The sequence below is a fragment of the Thermodesulfobacterium hveragerdense DSM 12571 genome, assembly GCF_000423845.1.
GTDB classification, from domain to species: domain Bacteria; phylum Desulfobacterota; class Thermodesulfobacteria; order Thermodesulfobacteriales; family Thermodesulfobacteriaceae; genus Thermodesulfobacterium; species Thermodesulfobacterium hveragerdense.
Genome location: NZ_AUIT01000006.1, coordinates 43,530 through 60,917, shown reverse-complemented (window position 1 = coordinate 60,917; position 17,388 = coordinate 43,530). Strand labels below are relative to the sequence as shown.

17 protein-coding genes are annotated in these 17,388 nt (G+C 40.0%); 13 read left to right on the top strand and 4 right to left on the bottom strand.

All coding sequences use genetic code 11. The features are described 5' to 3' along the window. The first annotated feature begins 108 nt into the window (after nucleotides 1-108). The 3 genes from G580_RS0102840 (at nucleotide 109) to ppcA (ending at nucleotide 2,155) form a co-directional block, all read left to right on the top strand. Complete coding sequence (locus G580_RS0102840; RefSeq protein ID WP_028840957.1) at nucleotides 109-345, top strand: cold-shock protein; 237 nt, start codon at nucleotides 109-111, stop codon at nucleotides 343-345. 66 nt (nucleotides 346-411) lie between these two features. Further along, a complete protein-coding gene (locus tag G580_RS09710) occupies nucleotides 412-663 on the top strand; it encodes a DUF4911 domain-containing protein (protein WP_038041403.1) in 252 nt (83 codons plus the stop codon). A gap of 10 nt (nucleotides 664-673) precedes the next feature. Further along, nucleotides 674-2,155 (top strand): phosphoenolpyruvate carboxylase, encoded by a 1,482-nt coding sequence (gene ppcA, locus G580_RS0102830; protein ID WP_028840956.1) that lies wholly within the window; start codon nucleotides 674-676, stop codon nucleotides 2,153-2,155. A gap of 16 nt (nucleotides 2,156-2,171) precedes the next feature. On the opposite strand, the gene aroC is transcribed toward ppcA, so the two are convergent. Beyond that, nucleotides 2,172-3,266, bottom strand: a complete 1,095-nt coding sequence (aroC, locus tag G580_RS0102825; RefSeq protein ID WP_028840955.1) for a chorismate synthase — start codon at nucleotides 3,264-3,266, stop codon at nucleotides 2,172-2,174. Nucleotides 3,267-3,336: 70 nt separating this feature from the next. Here aroC and ispD point away from each other — a divergent pair, with 70 nt between their 5' ends. From ispD to G580_RS0102775, 10 genes are all read left to right on the top strand, one after another. Then, nucleotides 3,337-4,029: a 2-C-methyl-D-erythritol 4-phosphate cytidylyltransferase gene (gene ispD, locus G580_RS0102820; protein ID WP_038041401.1), complete on the top strand. Its 693-nt coding sequence runs from the start codon at nucleotides 3,337-3,339 to the stop codon at nucleotides 4,027-4,029. Between the two features lie 29 nt (nucleotides 4,030-4,058). Then, on the top strand, nucleotides 4,059-4,736 hold the full coding sequence (locus tag G580_RS0102815; RefSeq protein WP_028840953.1) for a hypothetical protein: 678 nt from the start codon (nucleotides 4,059-4,061) through the stop codon (nucleotides 4,734-4,736). A 33-nt stretch (nucleotides 4,737-4,769) separates the two neighbouring features. Beyond that, on the top strand, nucleotides 4,770-6,710 hold the full coding sequence (locus G580_RS0102810; RefSeq protein ID WP_028840952.1) for an aconitate hydratase: 1,941 nt from the start codon (nucleotides 4,770-4,772) through the stop codon (nucleotides 6,708-6,710). Further along, entirely contained in the window at nucleotides 6,665-7,669 is a 1,005-nt protein-coding gene (locus G580_RS09705) for a lytic murein transglycosylase (RefSeq protein WP_083960784.1), read from the top strand. Before G580_RS0102810 ends, G580_RS09705 begins: the two co-directional genes overlap by 46 nt. Continuing rightward, nucleotides 7,650-8,825, top strand: coding sequence for a M24 family metallopeptidase (locus G580_RS0102800; protein ID WP_028840951.1), 1,176 nt, complete (start codon nucleotides 7,650-7,652; stop codon nucleotides 8,823-8,825). Before G580_RS09705 ends, G580_RS0102800 begins: the two co-directional genes overlap by 20 nt. Before the next feature lie 3 nt (nucleotides 8,826-8,828). After that, complete coding sequence (locus G580_RS0102795; protein ID WP_028840950.1) at nucleotides 8,829-10,499, top strand: CTP synthase; 1,671 nt, start codon at nucleotides 8,829-8,831, stop codon at nucleotides 10,497-10,499. A gap of 3 nt (nucleotides 10,500-10,502) precedes the next feature. Continuing rightward, nucleotides 10,503-11,348 carry a PHP domain-containing protein gene (locus G580_RS0102790; protein ID WP_028840949.1) on the top strand — a complete coding sequence of 282 codons (846 nt, stop codon included), beginning with the start codon at nucleotides 10,503-10,505 and terminating at the stop codon, nucleotides 11,346-11,348. Between the two features lie 50 nt (nucleotides 11,349-11,398). Further along, on the top strand, nucleotides 11,399-12,313 hold the full coding sequence (nadA, locus tag G580_RS0102785; protein ID WP_028840948.1) for a quinolinate synthase NadA: 915 nt from the start codon (nucleotides 11,399-11,401) through the stop codon (nucleotides 12,311-12,313). A gap of 17 nt (nucleotides 12,314-12,330) precedes the next feature. Further along, nucleotides 12,331-13,443 (top strand): NAD(P)H-dependent flavin oxidoreductase, encoded by a 1,113-nt coding sequence (locus G580_RS0102780; protein ID WP_028840947.1) that lies wholly within the window; start codon nucleotides 12,331-12,333, stop codon nucleotides 13,441-13,443. A gap of 177 nt (nucleotides 13,444-13,620) precedes the next feature. Beyond that, entirely contained in the window at nucleotides 13,621-13,821 is a 201-nt protein-coding gene (locus tag G580_RS0102775; RefSeq protein WP_028840946.1) for a hypothetical protein, read from the top strand. A 91-nt stretch (nucleotides 13,822-13,912) separates the two neighbouring features. Here G580_RS0102775 and G580_RS0102770 read toward each other — a convergent pair whose 3' ends face one another. Genes G580_RS0102770 through murJ form a run of 3 tightly spaced genes read right to left on the bottom strand, consistent with a single transcriptional unit; the run spans nucleotide 13,913 to nucleotide 17,338 of the window. Beyond that, nucleotides 13,913-14,386, bottom strand: coding sequence for a DciA family protein (locus G580_RS0102770; RefSeq protein WP_028840945.1), 474 nt, complete (start codon nucleotides 14,384-14,386; stop codon nucleotides 13,913-13,915). Nucleotides 14,387-14,409: 23 nt separating this feature from the next. Continuing rightward, nucleotides 14,410-15,768 (bottom strand): phosphomannomutase/phosphoglucomutase, encoded by a 1,359-nt coding sequence (locus G580_RS0102765; protein WP_028840944.1) that lies wholly within the window; start codon nucleotides 15,766-15,768, stop codon nucleotides 14,410-14,412. Nucleotides 15,769-15,790: 22 nt separating this feature from the next. Beyond that, nucleotides 15,791-17,338: a murein biosynthesis integral membrane protein MurJ gene (murJ, locus tag G580_RS09700; RefSeq protein ID WP_038041397.1), complete on the bottom strand. Its 1,548-nt coding sequence runs from the start codon at nucleotides 17,336-17,338 to the stop codon at nucleotides 15,791-15,793. Nucleotides 17,339-17,388: the final 50 nt, after the last annotated feature.

Sequence of the window (17,388 nt, the reverse complement as noted above, 5' to 3'; positions counted from 1 at the left end):
TTAAACTATTTTTAAAAATTTTTAAAATTTTAAAATTTACCCCTTTACAAATATTTTTTTTGAGGTTAAGTATGGTTAATAGAAAAACTTAAAGGAGGTTTTAGTAACATGTTTAGAGGTAAGGTTAAGTGGTTTGATGAGAAGAAGGGGTATGGTTTCATTTCCAAGGATGATGGCGGAGATGTTTTTGTGCATTACTCTGCCATAGAAATGTCTGGATTTAAAACCCTTAAAGAAGGACAGGTAGTAGAGTTTGAGGTAGTTCAAGGTCCTAAAGGCGAGCAAGCTTCAAAGGTAAAGGTCGTCAACAGCGGCAATCCAGGAAGATCACCTAAAAGCGAATAAACCATAGTTCTGACTTTTAAAATCACAGAAGGGGGTCTCCCCCCTTCTTTTTACTAAATGCGTAGTGTGTGGTTTCTGGTTAAGGTTAATCCTTCTCAGATCGCCTTTTTCAAGTTTATTCTTGAAGGCTACGACCATCTCTCAAGTCTAACCATCTTAGATCCTAAATCTGGTTTGACTAAAATCTATTTTCATCCTAAAAACCTTGTTTTTGTAAACGAATTGCTGGAACATCTTAAAGAGAATTTTGAACTTGAAATATTAAAAACATCTGTTAGTTTTAATCAAACGGAGATCTCAAAAAAATTTTTATTATAGAGGTGGTTATATGAGGGTTCCACGGGTGATGTCTACTCAACATCCAGACAACGTTTCCTTGCCTTTTTTTGCAGAGCATCCTGACATGTCAGGTGAAGACGAGATCCAAGAGGCCTATTATGCCTTTTCTCATTTAGGGTGCGATGAACAGATGTGGGACAGTGAAGGCAAAGAGGTAGACGACTTTGTGGTCAAAAAGCTTTATAGTAAGTATCCTAATTTTTTTAAAAGACATCTTTTAGGCAAAGACTGTTTTATCACCCTTAGAATTCCTAACCCTACTGTGGAAAAGGATGAAGCTAAAATCTTGGTTGAGACTTTAGAAAGTATACCTCGATCTATGGATGCAGCCCGTATCTTTTTAAAGGACCATCCTCCTCCGATTTTTGAGGTAATACTTCCGATGACCACTTCAGCCAAGGAACTTAACAGGGTTTATTACTACTACAAAAATTTTATCGCTGGTCTCCAACATCAACCTATATATCCAGGAGACATCACAGTAGCTGAATGGGTAGGTGATTTTTTACCTGAAAGTATCAACGTTATTCCACTTTTTGAAAACGTCGAATCCTTTTTCAACATAGATCAAATCTTAGAAGAGTATATTCAAAACAAAAATTTACCCTATCTTCGGGTGTTTTTAGCTCGATCTGACCCAGCGTTAAACTATGGGCTTATAAGTGCTGTTTTAGGGATTAAAGTTGCTTTAAAAAAATTAGAAAATTTTGCCTTAAAGCATGACATAGAGGTTTATCCTATCTTAGGGGTAGGAACCCCTGTTTTTAGAGGAAACTTTTCCCCTTACACCGTAGAAAAGGTTCTTTCTGAATATTCTTCGGTAGAAACCTTTACCGTTCAGTCTGCCTTTAAATATGACTTTCCGGTAGAGGATGTGATTGCAGGGGTCAAAAAAGTAAAAACTTTTATCAGACATCCTATCTCAGACGTAGACTTCGAATTTTGTCAAAGAATAATCCAAAAAATTTCAGAAGAGTATAAGGCTACCATCGCCCCGATTGCTCCTGCTATAAACGAATTAGCTAAATTTGTGCCGAGAAGAAGGATGAGAAAACTACACATCGGCCTTTTTGGTTACTCAAGAAGCCTCCATGGGATAGTGCTCCCAAGAGTCATAAGCTTTTGTGCTGCCTGTTATTCTATAGGTCTTCCCCCTGAAATCTTTGGGTTAAACGCTTTAACCAAAGAAGAGTTACATGAAATTAAAAACTACTACCATAACTTAGAGTTTGACTTTTCTAAAGCTCTCCAATATTTCAATCCCAAATGCTTAGACCTTATGCCGGAAGAGGTCAAAAACAAAATTATCAAAGCTCTGAACCTCCTAAATATTTTAAACCTTAACTATGAGCCAAACGAGGAACATAAAGAAGTCACTTCTACCCTACTTAAAAACCTTAAAAAAGGACTTTCCTCGCAAGCTACCAGCCTGATAGTAGAAGCAGGTTATCTGCGTAAATTTTTAGGCTAAACCAACCTAAAAACCTTTAACCCCAAAAGTTAGGGAAACGTAATCTTTGCTGAAAGGCCAGATAGGCTAACTGCCTTAAAAGATGGTCTGCAAGCACGATCCTAACCATAGCCTCTACCACAGGAACAATCCTTGGTATGGCAGAAACATCGTGTCTTCCTTCTATGATAAGGTCTATTTCTTCTTTCTGGAGGTTTATTGTCTTTTGAGGTTTTCTTATACTGGGAATAGGTTTTACTGCAACTCTTAAAACTATATCTTGCCCTGAAGAAATCCCTCCTAAAATCCCTCCGGCATCGTTTTTTAAAAATCCCTGAGAAGAGATAGGGTCGTTATTTTCTGAGCCTTTAAGTTGAGCAGCCTCAAAACCAGCCCCTACTTCTACCCCCTTTACCGCCCCTATACTCATTAAACCCTTAGACAGATCAGCCTCAAGCTTATCAAAAACAGGCTCTCCAAGTCCTGCAGGCACTCCCCTCGCTAAAACTTCTACCACACCTCCTAAAGAGTCTCCCTCTCTAACTGCTTCTTCTATCTTTCGACACATCCTTAAATAGGCCTCCTCATCAGGGCAGTAAAGATGATTTTTATAGATAACTTCAAGGTCTCTTTTTTCAGCCACAACCCCACCCAGAGCTATGGTATAGGCTACCACAGAAATTCCATATTCTTCAAGCACCCTTTTAGCTATAGCTCCGGCAGCTACCCTTACCACCGTTTCCCTTCCGCTACTTCTTCCTCCCCCTCTGTAGTCTCTAAAACCTCCATATTTCATATGATAGGTAAAATCTGCATGGCCTGGTCTAAATACCTCTTTAAGATTTTGATAGGCAGAAGATTTTACGTCAGTGTTATATACTACAATTCCTATCGGAGTTCCAGTGGTATATCCTTCAAAAACTCCAGAAAGAATTTCCACCCGATCCTTTTCTTTACGAGGGGTTTGCCCGATAAACTCCTTAGACCGTCTTTTGTCCACCTCTTTCTGGATATACTCCTCTGACAGGGTTAAACCAGGTGGACATCCCTCTACCACCGCCCCAAGGGCCTTGCCATGGGATTCTCCAAAGGTACTAACCCTAAATAAAATCCCAAAACTATTTCCTGACATGTCTTTTCCCCTTTATTTTCTGTTTTTGTTTATTATAATTCTAAACCTAAAAAAACAAATCAGAAGGTATATGGTAGTTGCTATCATCCCTGCTGCAGGAAAAGGAGAAAGGCTGAGAGAATCCCTCCCCAAGCAGTTCTTAGACCTGAAGGGAATACCTCTTTTGGTAAGAACCCTTTTAGCCTTTGAAAAGACCCCTCAGGTAGACGGGATAATCATAGCTACCCACCCGTTTTATTTAGAGCATACCGAAAAACTGATCAAGAGTTTTAACCTAAGAAAGGTATTAAAAATCGTAGAAGGTGGCACAACCAGACAGAGGTCGGTTTATCAGGCGGTTAAAGCAGCTCCCTCAGAGACAAAAGTCTTCCTTGTGCATGATGCTGTAAGGCCTTTTGTTTCCGAATTCCTTATAAAAAGGTTGATAGAAGCTACTTTTTCTTACGGGGCCTCTGTTCCGGCTATCCCTGTGAGGGATACCCTAAACTTAGTGAAAGATAACCTCGTAAAAGCTAACGTCCCCAGGGAAAATCTATTTCATATCCAAACCCCTCAAGGAATAAAGGCTAACCTTTTAAAAAAATGCCTTGATGAGGCCATAGCCAGGGGGTTAGAGTTCACAGACGAAAGCTCTCTTTTAACCTATTTTGGCCATCCTGTTTATATAGTAGAAGGTTCGTGGCTAAACTTTAAAATCACTTTTAAAGAGGACCTAATCCTTGCAGAAAAGTTAATTGATTGTAAAATAGAAACATTATTTTAAATCTTATTTACTAAGGATTGTATGGCATCATGAAGTTTAACTGGATAGGTATCTTGCCAGAAAAACCAAAGGAGTTTTTATCGGTAGTTAAACAACAACTGAAACTGCCTTTAGAAGAGGCCTTCAAGCTTTTTTATCTTACCTTAAGGGTAAAGGCCTCAAGTGATAGTCCGGTTTATAAATTTTTAGAGCGTACCCCCACCGGAATAAAGTTTGACGAAATCGGGAAAAGGGAGTATTTACTTACCCTTTCTGTTTACGCCTTAAGGGAGATCCTTTCTCAGCATATAGACTTAAAACTGGTTAAAAATCTTTATCTCTTTCTTTTTAAAGATCTTCCTTCTGAGTTTTTAATGGATGTTTCTCCCAAGCATTCTATCGTGGTGTCTCAAGATATCCTTTTAGAGCTTTTGACCACAGAGGTGAAAACTGAGCTTCCTGCCTTTTTAAAGGCTAAGCACATAATCTTTAACCTAAGGATAGATGGTAGCAGCGAAGATTTACTAAAAATTACCCCCTTTCTTACCAACTTTTTCTTTGTTTTAGAGCCTAAACCTAAAGAGTTTTGCCTTTACACCTCTTTTTCTATCTCTGAATTTGTTCTTTTTTCGCTAAAAACCGAAAAATTCAAGTCAATACAACCGGAAGTAGAAAAGACCTTAGAAAAGTTTAAGGCCCTTTTCCCAGAGTGTTTTGGAGAGTTGTAAAACAACCTCAGTAAATCTTCTAAGGAGGAAAAGATGGGAAAACCTTTGGCTTACAAAATTTTAGAAAACCATTTAGTGTCTGGACGTTTAGTTCCTGGAGAAGAAATCGCCATCAAGATAGACCAAACCCTTACTCAAGATGCAACCGGGACGATGGCTTATCTTGAGTTTGAAGCCATAGGTATAGACAGAGTAAAAACTGAACTTTCGGTATCTTATGTAGACCATAACATCTTACAGAGTGATTTTAAAAACGCAGACGACCACAGGTTTTTACAAAGTATAGCCAAACGTTATGGGATTTGGTTTTCTAAGCCAGGGAACGGGATCTGTCATCAGGTGCATTTGGAAAGGTTTGCCAAGCCTGGTAAAACCTTGTTAGGGTCTGACAGTCATACCCCTACCGCAGGTGGATGTGGGATGATTGCCATAGGTGCAGGTGGTCTTGATGTGGCCATGGCTATGGCAGGAAAGCCCTTTTATCTTAGAACCCCTAAGATAGTAGGAGTCTATTTAGAGGGAAAACTTCAGCCTTGGGTAACGGCAAGAGACATTGCCCTTTATCTTCTTTCTAAACTTACGGTAAAAGGTGGTTTAGGAAAAATTTTAGAGTATTTTGGCCCTGGGGTAAAGCATCTTAGCGTGCCTGAAAGGGCTACCATCTGTAATTTAGGTACAGAAATGGGAGCAACCACCAGTATTTTTCCATCTGATGAAATTACCCGTAAATGGCTGATAGCTCAGGGAAGAGAACAGGACTTTGTAGAACTTTTGCCTGACGAAGATCCTCAGTATGACGAAATCATAGAGATTGACCTTTCCAAGTTAGAACCTCTTTGCGCCTGTCCCTCTTCTCCTGACAACGTAAAAAGGGTTGCAGAAGAGGCCGGTAAACCTGTGGATCAGGTTATCATAGGGTCCTGTGCCAATTCTTCGTTAAAAGATCTGCTGGTTGTGGCTAAGGTACTTGAAAAATATAAAGTGCATCCTAACGTCTCCTTTGAGGTAAACCCTGGGTCTCTTCAGGTGCTTGAAAACCTGGTAGCACTTTCAGGATTAAAATCCCTGTTAGAAGGAGGGACAAGACTTCACCAAAGTGGCTGCTTAGGTTGTATTGGGATGGGGCAAGCCCCTCCTACGAATTCTATCTCTCTCAGAACTTTTACCAGAAACTTCCCAGGACGTTCTGGCACAAACCCTGATTTTGTATATTTAGTCTCTCCTGAAACCGCGGTGGCTTCTGCCATAAAAGGGGTGATAACCGACCCAAGAGAATTAGGAGAATATCCAGAGGTAGTTCTTCCAGAAAAATTTCTTATAAACGATACCCTTTTAATACCACCTCTGCCAGAAGATGAGGCCAAAAAAGTAGAAATCATAAGAGGGCCTAACATAGCTCCTCTTCCACCGTTTGATCCTCTACCTGAGACCTTAGAAGGGGTTTTTGTGTTAAAGGTAGGAGATAACATCACAACCGACCATATCATGCCTGCTGGTGCCCAGATTTTACCTTTAAGAAGCAACCTACCGGCTATCAGCCAGTTTGTTTACAAAAACGTAGACCCAGATTTTGCCAAAAAATCTTTAGAAATAAAAGAAAAAGGATTGGCTGTAGGGATTGTGGGAGGAGAAAACTATGGGCAAGGTTCCTCAAGAGAACATGCAGCCTTAGCCCCAAGGCATTTAGGAGTAAGGGTAAAGTTAGCCAAAACCTTTGCCAGGATCCACAGAAGCAACCTGATTAACTTTGGAATCCTGCCTCTTACCTTTGAAAACCCGGCAGACTATGAAAAAATCTCTCAGGGAGATAGTTTTATCATAGAAAACATTCGAAACTTGATAGAAAAAGGGGAAAAAAGGGTTAAAATTATAATCAAAGGAAAAGGCGAGGTTTGGGCCTTAGCTGAACTTACAGAAAGGGAAAGAGAATGCATATTAAAGGGTTCTTTACTCAATTTAGCCAAAGTAGAGTAGTCTGGATCTTTTTACTAATAATTTTAGGGTTATTATTAGGGCTGTTAGCTACCCTTTTTCATCCTGCCGTAAAACCTGTAAAAGTTTTGGCTAATGATCCTTTGCTTAAACCTTATGTAGAAGACCTTAAAAACCGCATAAAAATTGACCTTAAAGGGAAAGTTCCTGAAGAATACATAGAAAAGGTTTTTTCTTCTCCTGAGCTTGCTTATCTTCCAAACCTGATGATAAAAAGACTTACCTGGAAAGAAGCCAAATTACCTTACCACCAGTTTTTAGAAGACCAGAGGGTTGAGCGGGCTAAAAATTTTTTAAAAGAGAACTTAGAGTTTCTCGAAAACTTGGAAAAAACCTTTGAGGTTGATAAAGAGGTGATAGTGGCGATTTTTTTGGTTGAAACCAATCTTGGACAAAACACCGGTAAATTTCCTGTCCTTAACGTGTTTTTTAGCCTCACTCTTTCAGGGAACAAAGATTTGCTTAAAAACTTTGTGTATGACGAAACCATTTCGTTAGATGAAGAAAGAAACTCAAACATCATCGCTAAGAGAAGTAGCTGGGCTTATGACGAGCTTTTATACTTTCTTACCATCTGCTATCAAAACAAATGGGATCCTTTTTCTATCAAAGGGTCTATTTTTGGAGCCTTTGGTTATCCCCAGTTTGTACCTAAAAGTTACGTAATCTATGGTTATGATTGGGACCAAGACGGCAAGGTAGACCTTTTTAATATGGAAGACGCCTTAGCCAGCATAGCCAACTATCTAAAAAAAGAAGGCTATACCTTTAACGGCACGATCGAACAAAAAAAGACAGTTATCATGAAATACAACCTAAGTGAACCTTATGCTAACACCGTTTTAGCCATCGCCGAAAGATTAAAAAAAACAGAACAAGAAACTTCACAGCTAACAGAACAAAAGGAACAAGAAAAAAAAGATGAACCTGCAAACCGATGAAGTAAAGTTCCGTCTCCAAAGGTTTCAACAACTCCTTAACCAGCACCAAATCGATTTAGCCTTGATTATAAATCCTCTCAACATCTTTTATTTTAGCGGAACCTTTACCAAAGGATTTCTTTTGATAAGTCCTAAGGAAGTAAAAATTTTAGTAAACCGTCCTTGGGAGAGGGCTAAAAAAGAAACTTTAATTCCCTGTGAACCCATAAAAAGCCTAAAAGAACTGCCTTTAATCATCTCTTCCCTTTGCTCTAAAGGGTTGTTAGGCATAGAAAAAGAAAACATCTCTGCAAGAGAATTTTTTAGATATCAGGAACTGCTTGAGGTTTATTCTTTTACTGCCATAGACCAACTTATCTTAGAAACAAGGGCTGTTAAAACCCCCTATGAGATCGAATGTATCCGAAAAGCAGGTAGGATGCTTGATAAAGCTCTTAAAAGGGCCTTACCTCAGTTTAAACCAGGAATTAAAGAATTAGAAGCCAGTGGTATTTTAGAAAAAGAACTAAGACTTTTAGGTCATCCTGGACTTACCAGGTCTTTAAACGGGTTTGAACTTACCTTTGGATACCTGATTTCAGGTAAAGAAGGTCTTAACCCCACCCCTTACTATACAGGAGAAGGAGGAGAGGGGGTATTTGGTTTTCCAGGAGGGGCAAGTTATAAGAAAATCTTAAAAGAAGATGAGCCTATTCTTATAGACTTCAGTGGTTATCACCAGGGATACTACATCGACCAGACCAGGATGGTTAGTTTTAAAAAACTGCCTTACGCCCAAGAGGTTTATCAGGTAAGTCTTTATATCCTTGACCAACTTAAAGATTTTATCAAACCAGGAATAAATGGTGAAGAAGTCTTTTTTAAAGCTAAAGATCTATCTGAAAAAACAGGCTTCGGGGCATATTTTATGTATTCTGACGGAGACTTAGGTTTTATAGGCCATGGGGTAGGTTTACAGATAGATGAACCTCCTATCCTTGGGAAAAAACAAAAAATGAGGATTCAAGAAAACATGGTGATAGCCTTAGAACCTAAGTTTCACCTGCCTGAGGTTGGGGTAATTGGGGTAGAGGAAACCTTTTTAGTCACTAAACATGGGTTGGTTAGCTTAAATACCACCTCGACAAAATGGAAAATCCTAAAAAGGAGTGTGTAAGGTATGAGAAAACCCAGAAACAGGATAAAAGTCCATACCAAGTTTATTTTTATCACAGGAGGAGTGCTTTCCTCTTTAGGAAAAGGGCTTGCTGCGGCTGCTATAGGGGCTTTACTTGAAGCTCGAGGATTAAGGGTTACCTTCCAAAAACTTGACCCTTATATCAACGTAGACCCTGGCACGATGAACCCCTTTCAACACGGAGAGGTTTATGTTACTGAAGACGGAGCTGAAACAGACCTTGACTTAGGCCACTACGAACGATTTACTCAAGCTCAGATGGGAAGTAAAAACAACTACACCTCAGGTAAAATCTACTATTCAGTTATCACCAAAGAAAGAAAAGGGGAATACTTGGGTGGCACCGTCCAGATCATACCCCATGTTACCGACGAAATCAAACAGGCTATTTTAAGTTTAGCAGAAGACAACGTAGACGTGGCTATCGTAGAAATAGGAGGAACAGTAGGAGACATCGAAAGCCTTCCTTTTCTTGAGGCTATAAGACAGTTAGGCTATGAGCTTGGTAAAGATAACGCCCTTTTTATTCATCTCACCTATGTTCCTTACATCAAAACCGCAGGAGAGTTAAAAACCAAACCTACCCAGCACAGCGTCAAAGAACTAAGAGCCATCGGAATTCAACCTGACATCCTTCTATGCAGGACAGACAGATTTTTACCCACAGACATCAAGAAAAAGATAGCCCTTTTCTGTAACGTAGAAGACGATGCTGTGATCACTGCCAAAGATGTAGATTGTATCTACGAGATACCGCTGGTGTTTCATCAAGAGGGCTTAGATAAGAAAATCATAGAATACCTTAACATGTGGACCAGAGAGCCTGACCTTTTCCTTTGGGAAGAGATAGTAAAAATCTATAAAAACCCTGAAGACGAAGTAACCATAGCCATCGTAGGAAAATACGTAAACTTGAAAGATTCTTATAAGTCCCTTAACGAGGCTTTAGTGCATGGAGGCATCGCTAACAAGCTAAGAGTGAACCTAAAGTTTGTAAACTCAGATGAACTTACCGAGGGAAACATAGCCTCTATCCTTAAAGATGCCGATGGGATTCTTGTCCCAGGAGGGTTTGGAGTAAGGGGGGTTGAAGGTAAACTTTTAGCCATCAAGTATGCCAGAGAAGAGGGAATTCCCTTTTTTGGGATCTGTTTAGGGATGCAGCTTTCGGTGATAGATTTTGCAAGGAATGTCCTTGGATGGAAAGGAGCAAACTCTACAGAGTTTGACCCTCAAACACCTTACCCAGTAATTTATCTTATGAAAGAATGGTATAACTACCGCATAGGCCAGATAGAAATAAGAGAAGAAGGTTGTGATTTTGGTGGGACGATGCGCCTTGGGGCTTATCCTTGCAGACTCTTAAAAGGCTCGAAAGCCTGGGAGGCTTATCAACAAGATGAGATTTTTGAAAGACACAGACATAGGTATGAGTTTAACAATCGTTATCGAGAGGAATTAGAAAAAGCCGGGCTTAAGATAACAGGGACTTCTCCTGACGAAGAGTTGGTAGAGATAGTAGAAATCTCAGACCATCCCTGGTTTGTAGGGGTGCAGTTTCATCCTGAGTTTAAATCTAAACCTATTGACCCCCATCCTCTTTTTAAGGCTTTTATCAAAGCCTCTTATCAAAACAAGAAAAAAGGAGGCTAAATTTTGGTTGACCTTCACACCCATTCTACCGCCTCTGACGGAACGTTTACCCCTAAAGAGTTGATAATTTTAGCCAAGAAAGAGGGATTACAAGCCTTAGCCCTTACAGACCATGACACCACCCAAGGGCTCAAAGAGGCCTATCTTACTGCTAAAGAAGTGGATCTTCCCTTTCTCTGTGGCGTAGAGATAAGCGTTAAGTTTGAAGGCCCAGGGCATTTTCATCTGTTAGGTTATTTTTTAAAACCTGACATCCCTGAAATACAATCTACTTTAGAGGTTTTACAAAAAGCCAGGGATACCCGTAACCAAAAAATGATAGAGAAACTTCAACAAGCAGGAATAGAGATTACCTTAGAGGAATTAGAAGAAATCGCCCAAGGAGAGATAGGAAGACCTCATATTGCCAACCTTCTGGTTAAAAAAGGGGTGGTAAAAACCTTTGAAGAGGCCTTTCAAAAATATCTAAAAAAGGGGGCCTTAGCTTATGTACCCAAGGCTTTACTTTCTCCCGAAGAAGCAATCAACCAAATCAAACAGGCCAAAGGTGTACCTGTTTTAGCCCATCCTTTTACCTTAAAACTCTCTTATGCCGACCTCTATAAATACTTATCTTTACTAAAAGATATAGGTTTAATGGGAGTTGAAGCCTACTATACCGAACATAACCAGGATTTTACCCGGTTTTTGCTGGAAACAGCCCAAAAACTTGACCTCATCGTTACCGGAGGAAGTGATTTTCATGGCGCTAACAAACCTGACATAAAGCTTGGTAAAGGGCTTAACAACCTCTCTGTTCCTCTTTCTTGCTACAAAAACCTTAAAAACTTGCTTGAAAAAATAAACTAAAATCGTATATTTTTACTAAAATGATAAATTTCAGTTTTTAGGGAGGCTTGATGGAAAAACAAAGGCTTATAGAGAGGATCCTTGAGCTAAAAGAAAAGAGAAAGGCTATCATTTTGGCTCACAACTATCAACCTCCTGAGATACAGGACATTGCAGACTTAAGAGGAGATTCCTTAGAGTTAAGTCTTAAAGCCAGTAAAACCGACGCTGAGGTTATCGTTTTTTGCGGTGTTTATTTTATGGCAGAAACCGCTAAAATCGTATCACCCAAAAAGAAGGTCCTTCTACCTGTAGGAAGTGCCTGTTGTGATATGGCTGACATGATAACCCCAGAGGATGTCTTACGCCTAAAAGAGGCCTATCCAGATGCACCGGTTGTCACCTATGTTAACTCAACCGCAGAGGTGAAGGCTTTAAGTGATATATGCTGTACCTCTGCTAATGCAGTAAAAGTAGTAGGAACGTTTAAAGAAAAACAGATTATCATGCTTCCAGACATGAACCTTGCCCGTTATACCCAGAGGTTTTATCCTGACAAAAAGATCATTTACTTTGAAGGTTTTTGCCCTTTTCATCATCTTCTTACCCCTGAAGAGGTGTTAGAGGCTAAAAAAGGTCATCCTCAGGCCCTTTTTATAGCCCATCCTGAGTGTAGACCTGAGGTTATAGACTTGGCAGACAGGGTAGCCTCAACCAGCGGAATGCTGAGATTAGCTAAAGAACTCCCAAATAAGGAGTTTATCATAGGAACTGAAGTAGGCCTACTCTATCCTCTATCTCAACAAAACCCTGACAAAAAATTTTATCATCCTGCCCCAGAAAAGATGTTTTGCCCTTCGATGAAAAAAATCACCTTAGAAAACCTTTTGGCTTCTTTAGAAAACCTGGAGTTTGAGGTGGTGGTAGAAGAAGAAATAAGGATCAAGGCTTATAATGCGGTAAAAAGGATGTTAGAAATAGTCTAAAAAGGAGAAAAATTGGTATGGCTTTGCCCAAACTTACTATAAGAAAAATCACCTTAGATGTGCCTATCATTCAGGGAGGAATGGGGGTAGGTATCTCCTGGGAAAATTTAGCAGGGGCTGTGGCTAAAGAAGGAGCGATGGGGGTTGTTTCAGCCGTAGGCACAGGTTATCGCTTTCCTGAGTTGGTTAAAAAAGACAAACTTGGTAGACCCATAGGTCCTGAAAACACCCACAATAAAGAGGCCTTAAAAAGGATTATTCAAAAGGCTAAAGAGCTTTCTCAAGGTAGAGGTGCTATAGGGGTAAACGTCCTCTGTGCGATCACAGATTACCAAAGGGTGGTAAGAGACGCTGCTGAGGCAGGGGCTGATGCTATCATCTCAGGAGCAGGGCTACCTCTGAAACTACCAGAATACGTAAAAGGTTTTGATATAGCCCTGATACCTATCGTCTCTTCTGCCAGAGCTTTAAAGCTTATCTGTCAAACCTGGGAAAAACGCTACCAACGACTACCAGATGCCGTAGTGTTAGAAGGGCCTCTTTCAGGAGGACATCAAGGGTTTCATAAAGAAGATTGCTTTAAAAAGGAATATCAATTAGAAAGTTTGTTACCAGAGGTGCTTGAAGAAGCCAAAAACTTGGGGGACCTTAAGGTTATCGTAGCCGGTGGGGTTTGGAGCTATCAAGATATCAAGAAGTATTTAGAGATGGGGGCTTCAGGGGTGCAGATTGCTACCCGGTTTATCTGTACCTATGAGTGCGACGCCCCTCAGATTTATAAAGAAATACTCCTTAAACTCAACCCAGAAGACATAATCCTGATCAACTCTCCTGTAGGATATCCTCTAAGGGTAGTCAAAACCCCCTTTATAGAAAAATTCCTTGCAGGATACAGAGACTTTAAAGGTTGTGTTTCTAACTGCTTAACCCCTTGCAAAAAAGGAGAAAAGGCCTCTCAGGTAGGTTTTTGCATAGCTGAAAAACTGAGTGCTGCCTGGATGGGAAACTACGAAGAAGGCATCTTTATAAGCGGAGCAAACGGACATCTGCTTAAAAAACAAGGAATCATCCGTGTAAAAGACCTTATAGCCATCCTTACTGGACAAAAAGAAGACCCAACCTTGCAATAATCAATCCTGTGTAATTTTTGCATAAAACCCTCTGTGCAATTTTTGCAAAATACCTTTTTCTTAAAACCACTTCCTTAGTAAAACCCCTTTTAAAACCTCAATTTCAAACCTCAAAAATTTGGGCATCTTTTTTGCTGATATATACAAAACAAAAAACTCTAAGGAGGGAGGTAGGTTATGAAAAAGGTATTAGGTTTAGTTGCTGCTTTAGCTCTTTTAGTATCTCCTGTTTTTGCAGCTGAACAGGCTGCCCCTGCAGCTGACAAAGCTGCTCCTGCTGCTGAAAAGAAGGTAGAAAAGAAAGCCAAGAAAGCTAAGAAAGCCAAAAAAGCCGCTAAGAAAGAAGCTGCTCCTGCAGCCGCTCCTGAAAAGAAGTAAGCTTTCTTAGACATTTTCCCCTGGGGATTACCCCAGGGGTTTTTATCAAATCTACAAGTTTTTTTTGGAAAGTTTGATTTTGTTAAACTTTTTAAGTCTTTTTAGCCTTGAAGTAAGTCTTTAATAATCCTTTAAACAACTTGGCAAGTTCAGGGTCTTTTAGGTTTTGTAAGGTTTTTTCAAGTTCTTTAATGTCTTCGGGATTTACCCTTAAAAACCCTTCTTCTGAGTTTACCAACCTTTTATTTTTAGCTAATCTTTCGAAGATCAAAGGATTTATCACCACCTTAAGATCAACAAAGAGAGGTTTTTCTTTTTCAGGCACTTCTTTTTCAAGGGCTTCGATAATTTCTCTACCTTTTAGTTGAAGCTGTTGGAGATGGTAATAGTCTGAGGTTTCTACTATCAGGGTACCTTCTTCATACCTTATAGGATTTGAGTATAAAGCTAATTCTCTGTCTAAAACCTTAGGCCACAACGACTTAGCCAGTTTCAAGGCTTGTATAGCCTTTTTGGTTTTGTAAGGAATAGGAAGAACCTGAAGTAAATGTTCAAAGGATTCCATTAAACTCCCTTTTAAGGATTTATTTATTTTAAAACTTCGTCTAAGGATTGATAAACTTTCTGTTTTAAAGTTTCAAGAAACCCTTCTGTTTCAGCTTCAAACCTTAGGACTAACACCGGCTGGGTGTTGGAGGCTCTAACCAAGGCCCATCCTTCAGGAAATTCAACCCTTGCCCCATCTATGTCTACTACGTTGAGTCCTTCTTGTTTGAACTTAGCCACCAACCTTTCCACCACCTTAAACTTGACCTCATCTGGGCATTCAACCCTTATCTCTGGGGTAGCATACATAACCGGTAGTTCTTTAATTATTTCAGAAAGAGGTTGTTCTGCCTGAGAAAGGATCTCAGCCAGCCTGAGAGAGGCATAAACTCCATCGTCAAAACCAAACCATTTGTCTGCAAAAAACATGTGTCCGCTCATCTCTCCTGCAAGAAGAGCCCCTTCCTCTTTCATCTTGTTTTTTATCAAAGAATGTCCTGTTTTCCACATAATAGGATGTCCTCCCAACTTTTTTACCCTTTCAAACAAAGTCCTTGAGCACTTAACCTCAGCGATAACCTTAGCTCCAGGATGTTTTTCAAGTAAAAACTTGGCAAACACATAAAGAAGCCTGTCTCCCCAGATGATGTTACCTTTTTCGTCTATCACCCCAAGCCTATCTCCGTCTCCGTCATACCCAAAACCAGCTTCATACCCTTCAGAAACTACCTTTTCTTTTAGCCATTTCAGGTTTTCTGGAACGACTGGGTCTGGAAAATGGTATGGAAAGTTTCCGTCTATCTCACAAAAAAGACACTCAACCTCGCAGTTTAAACGTTTGAAAATCTCTGGTGCGGTCAGAGCACAAACCCCGTTCCCAGGGTCAAGACAAACCTTTACCGGTCTCTTAAGTTCAACGTTTGAACTAACATATTCTATGTAATCAGAAAGCACCTCTATCGTTTCCACCTTTCCTGCACCTCTTTCATAGTCTTCCTTTTCTATCAGTTCTCTTAAGGTCTGGATTTGTTTACCAAAAAGGGTGTCTTTACCTAAGCAGATCTTTAGTCCGTTAAACTCTGGTGGGTTGTGAGAACCGGTAACCTGTATACCTCCATCAACTTCTGGCAAACGAAAGAGGGAAAAATACATCACCGGGGTAGGGGTAAGTCCGATGTTTAAAACCTCTACCCCGGTAGATAAAATCCCTTCGATCAAACACCTTTGAAGAGCTTCAGAAGAAAGCCTTCCATCTCTTCCACTAACCACCCTTTTTCCTCCACTGCGTCTCACCATCGTCCCATAGGCCCTTCCTATTTCTCTTACTATCTCCTCGGTAAAATCTTTCCCCACCTTTCCACGAATGTCGTATTCTCTAAAGATATAGGGACTTACTTTCATTTTGCCCTCCCAATTTTTTTATTTATCGTCTTTTAAGTAGCTTAACCCAAAAAAGATAGGTCTCTTGAGGCCCTAAAATCTTACAAACCCCTAAAAATACGATGGCCCCTGAGGGTATGGCTGTCATAAGGTAAAACCAGCTGTTAAGCCCTAAGTGTGGTAAGAAAATTAAAATCCCACTTAAGGCTAAAACTGCTATCCCGAGGGTAAAAAAACTTCTTAGTAAGAATTTTAAAGGAAATTGTTTGAAAAGCAAAGAGCTAAACAAAAGCAAAAACATGCACTGAAAAACCAAAGAAAGAGAGGTTCCTAAGGCTACCCCTTTTATCCCTAAGGCTTTGATGGTAAGAATTATTACGGTTAAATTTGCAAATACTGAAAGGATACTTCCTAAGGAAGGAATGATCGTTTTACCCAACGAATAAAAAAGTGGGACTGCAGTTTTTGAAAGCCCGTAGAAAGGCAAAGACAGGGCTAAAATCTTTAAAATCTCTGCGGTGTTTATCGTATCTAAACTGCTGAACCTTCCTCTTTCAAAAAGCACTTCTACCACCGGCTGAGCCAAAAAGTAAAGCCCAACAGCTGAAGGTAAAGAAAGGCTTAGAGAAACCACCAGCGCACGAGAAAATGTGTCTTTGGCAGAGGCAAAATCTTTCCTGGCAACAGCCCTTGAAAGCTCAGGAAGTAGAGCCTGTGAGAGCCCTACCCCAAAAAGCCCTAAGGGCACATACATAATCCTGAAGGCATAACTATACCAGGAAACAGCCCCCTCTCCGCAAGAGGTGGCGAAAAAGGTGTTGATAAAGATGTTTATCTGGACGGCTGAAAGCCCAAGTATTACCGGTAAGATCAACCTGCAAACTTCTTTAAAATAAGGGTCCTTCAAATCAGGAGAAAACCTGAAAGAAAAACCTCTTTTTCTCACCTCAGGATATTGAAAATAGAACTGTAAAAACCCTCCCAAGGTGACCCCTACTGCCATGGCATAGATAGGATTTAGATTAAGTCTTATACACAAAAAATAGCCTAAAACCCCTACTAAGACTGAGGTTATGTTAAAAATACTTGATGAAAAGGCCGGTAAAAAAAAGACCCCTAAGGAATTAAGCATCCCTGCCAAAACCGAGGAAAGGCTTATAAAAAGAAGAAAGGGCATCATAACCTGAGTAAGTTTTACCGTTAGGTCAAACTTAGCCGGATCTTTAGTAAATTCAGGGGCAATCATACCTACTATCAAGTCAGCACTAAACATCCCAAGGATTACTATCCCCCCTAAAATCAAAAGGAGGTTAGAAAGAATGACTTGAGCTATCTTAAAACTTTTTTCAGGCCCTTCTTTTTCTAAGGTAGAGCTGAATACCTTAACAAAGGCTGACCCAAGTGCCCCCTCAGCAAAAAGGTCTCTTAGAAGGTTTGGGATGCGATAACCTACCACATAGGCATCCATACTTTTTCCTGCCCCAAAAAAATAGGCAAGAACCTGTTCCCTTACCAGTCCTAAGATGCGACTGATAAAGACCGCTATGGTTACAGAGGTTGCAGACTTGGTTAAACTTTCTATCTTTTTCATTTTTTTGCGTAAGCTTATGGTTGCTAAAATTTAAATGAGTTTTATTATAT

Bases quoted from the DNA above. Each gene is read 5' to 3' on its own strand.
- G580_RS0102840 (WP_028840957.1), top strand. From the start codon at position 109: ATGTTTAGAGGTAAGGTTAAGTGGTTTGATGAGAAGAAGGGGTATGGT.
- ppcA (WP_028840956.1), top strand. From the start codon at position 674: ATGAGGGTTCCACGGGTGATGTCTACTCAACATCCAGACAACGTTTCC.
- aroC (WP_028840955.1), bottom strand. From the start codon at position 3,266: ATGTCAGGAAATAGTTTTGGGATTTTATTTAGGGTTAGTACCTTTGGA.
- ispD (WP_038041401.1), top strand. From the start codon at position 3,337: ATGGTAGTTGCTATCATCCCTGCTGCAGGAAAAGGAGAAAGGCTGAGA.
- G580_RS0102815 (WP_028840953.1), top strand. From the start codon at position 4,059: ATGAAGTTTAACTGGATAGGTATCTTGCCAGAAAAACCAAAGGAGTTT.
- G580_RS0102810 (WP_028840952.1), top strand. From the start codon at position 4,770: ATGGGAAAACCTTTGGCTTACAAAATTTTAGAAAACCATTTAGTGTCT.
- G580_RS09705 (WP_083960784.1), top strand. From the start codon at position 6,665: ATGCATATTAAAGGGTTCTTTACTCAATTTAGCCAAAGTAGAGTAGTC.
- G580_RS0102800 (WP_028840951.1), top strand. From the start codon at position 7,650: ATGAACCTGCAAACCGATGAAGTAAAGTTCCGTCTCCAAAGGTTTCAA.
- G580_RS0102795 (WP_028840950.1), top strand. From the start codon at position 8,829: ATGAGAAAACCCAGAAACAGGATAAAAGTCCATACCAAGTTTATTTTT.
- nadA (WP_028840948.1), top strand. From the start codon at position 11,399: ATGGAAAAACAAAGGCTTATAGAGAGGATCCTTGAGCTAAAAGAAAAG.
- G580_RS0102780 (WP_028840947.1), top strand. From the start codon at position 12,331: ATGGCTTTGCCCAAACTTACTATAAGAAAAATCACCTTAGATGTGCCT.
- G580_RS0102775 (WP_028840946.1), top strand. From the start codon at position 13,621: ATGAAAAAGGTATTAGGTTTAGTTGCTGCTTTAGCTCTTTTAGTATCT.
- G580_RS0102770 (WP_028840945.1), bottom strand. From the start codon at position 14,386: ATGGAATCCTTTGAACATTTACTTCAGGTTCTTCCTATTCCTTACAAA.
- G580_RS0102765 (WP_028840944.1), bottom strand. From the start codon at position 15,768: ATGAAAGTAAGTCCCTATATCTTTAGAGAATACGACATTCGTGGAAAG.
- murJ (WP_038041397.1), bottom strand. From the start codon at position 17,338: ATGAAAAAGATAGAAAGTTTAACCAAGTCTGCAACCTCTGTAACCATA.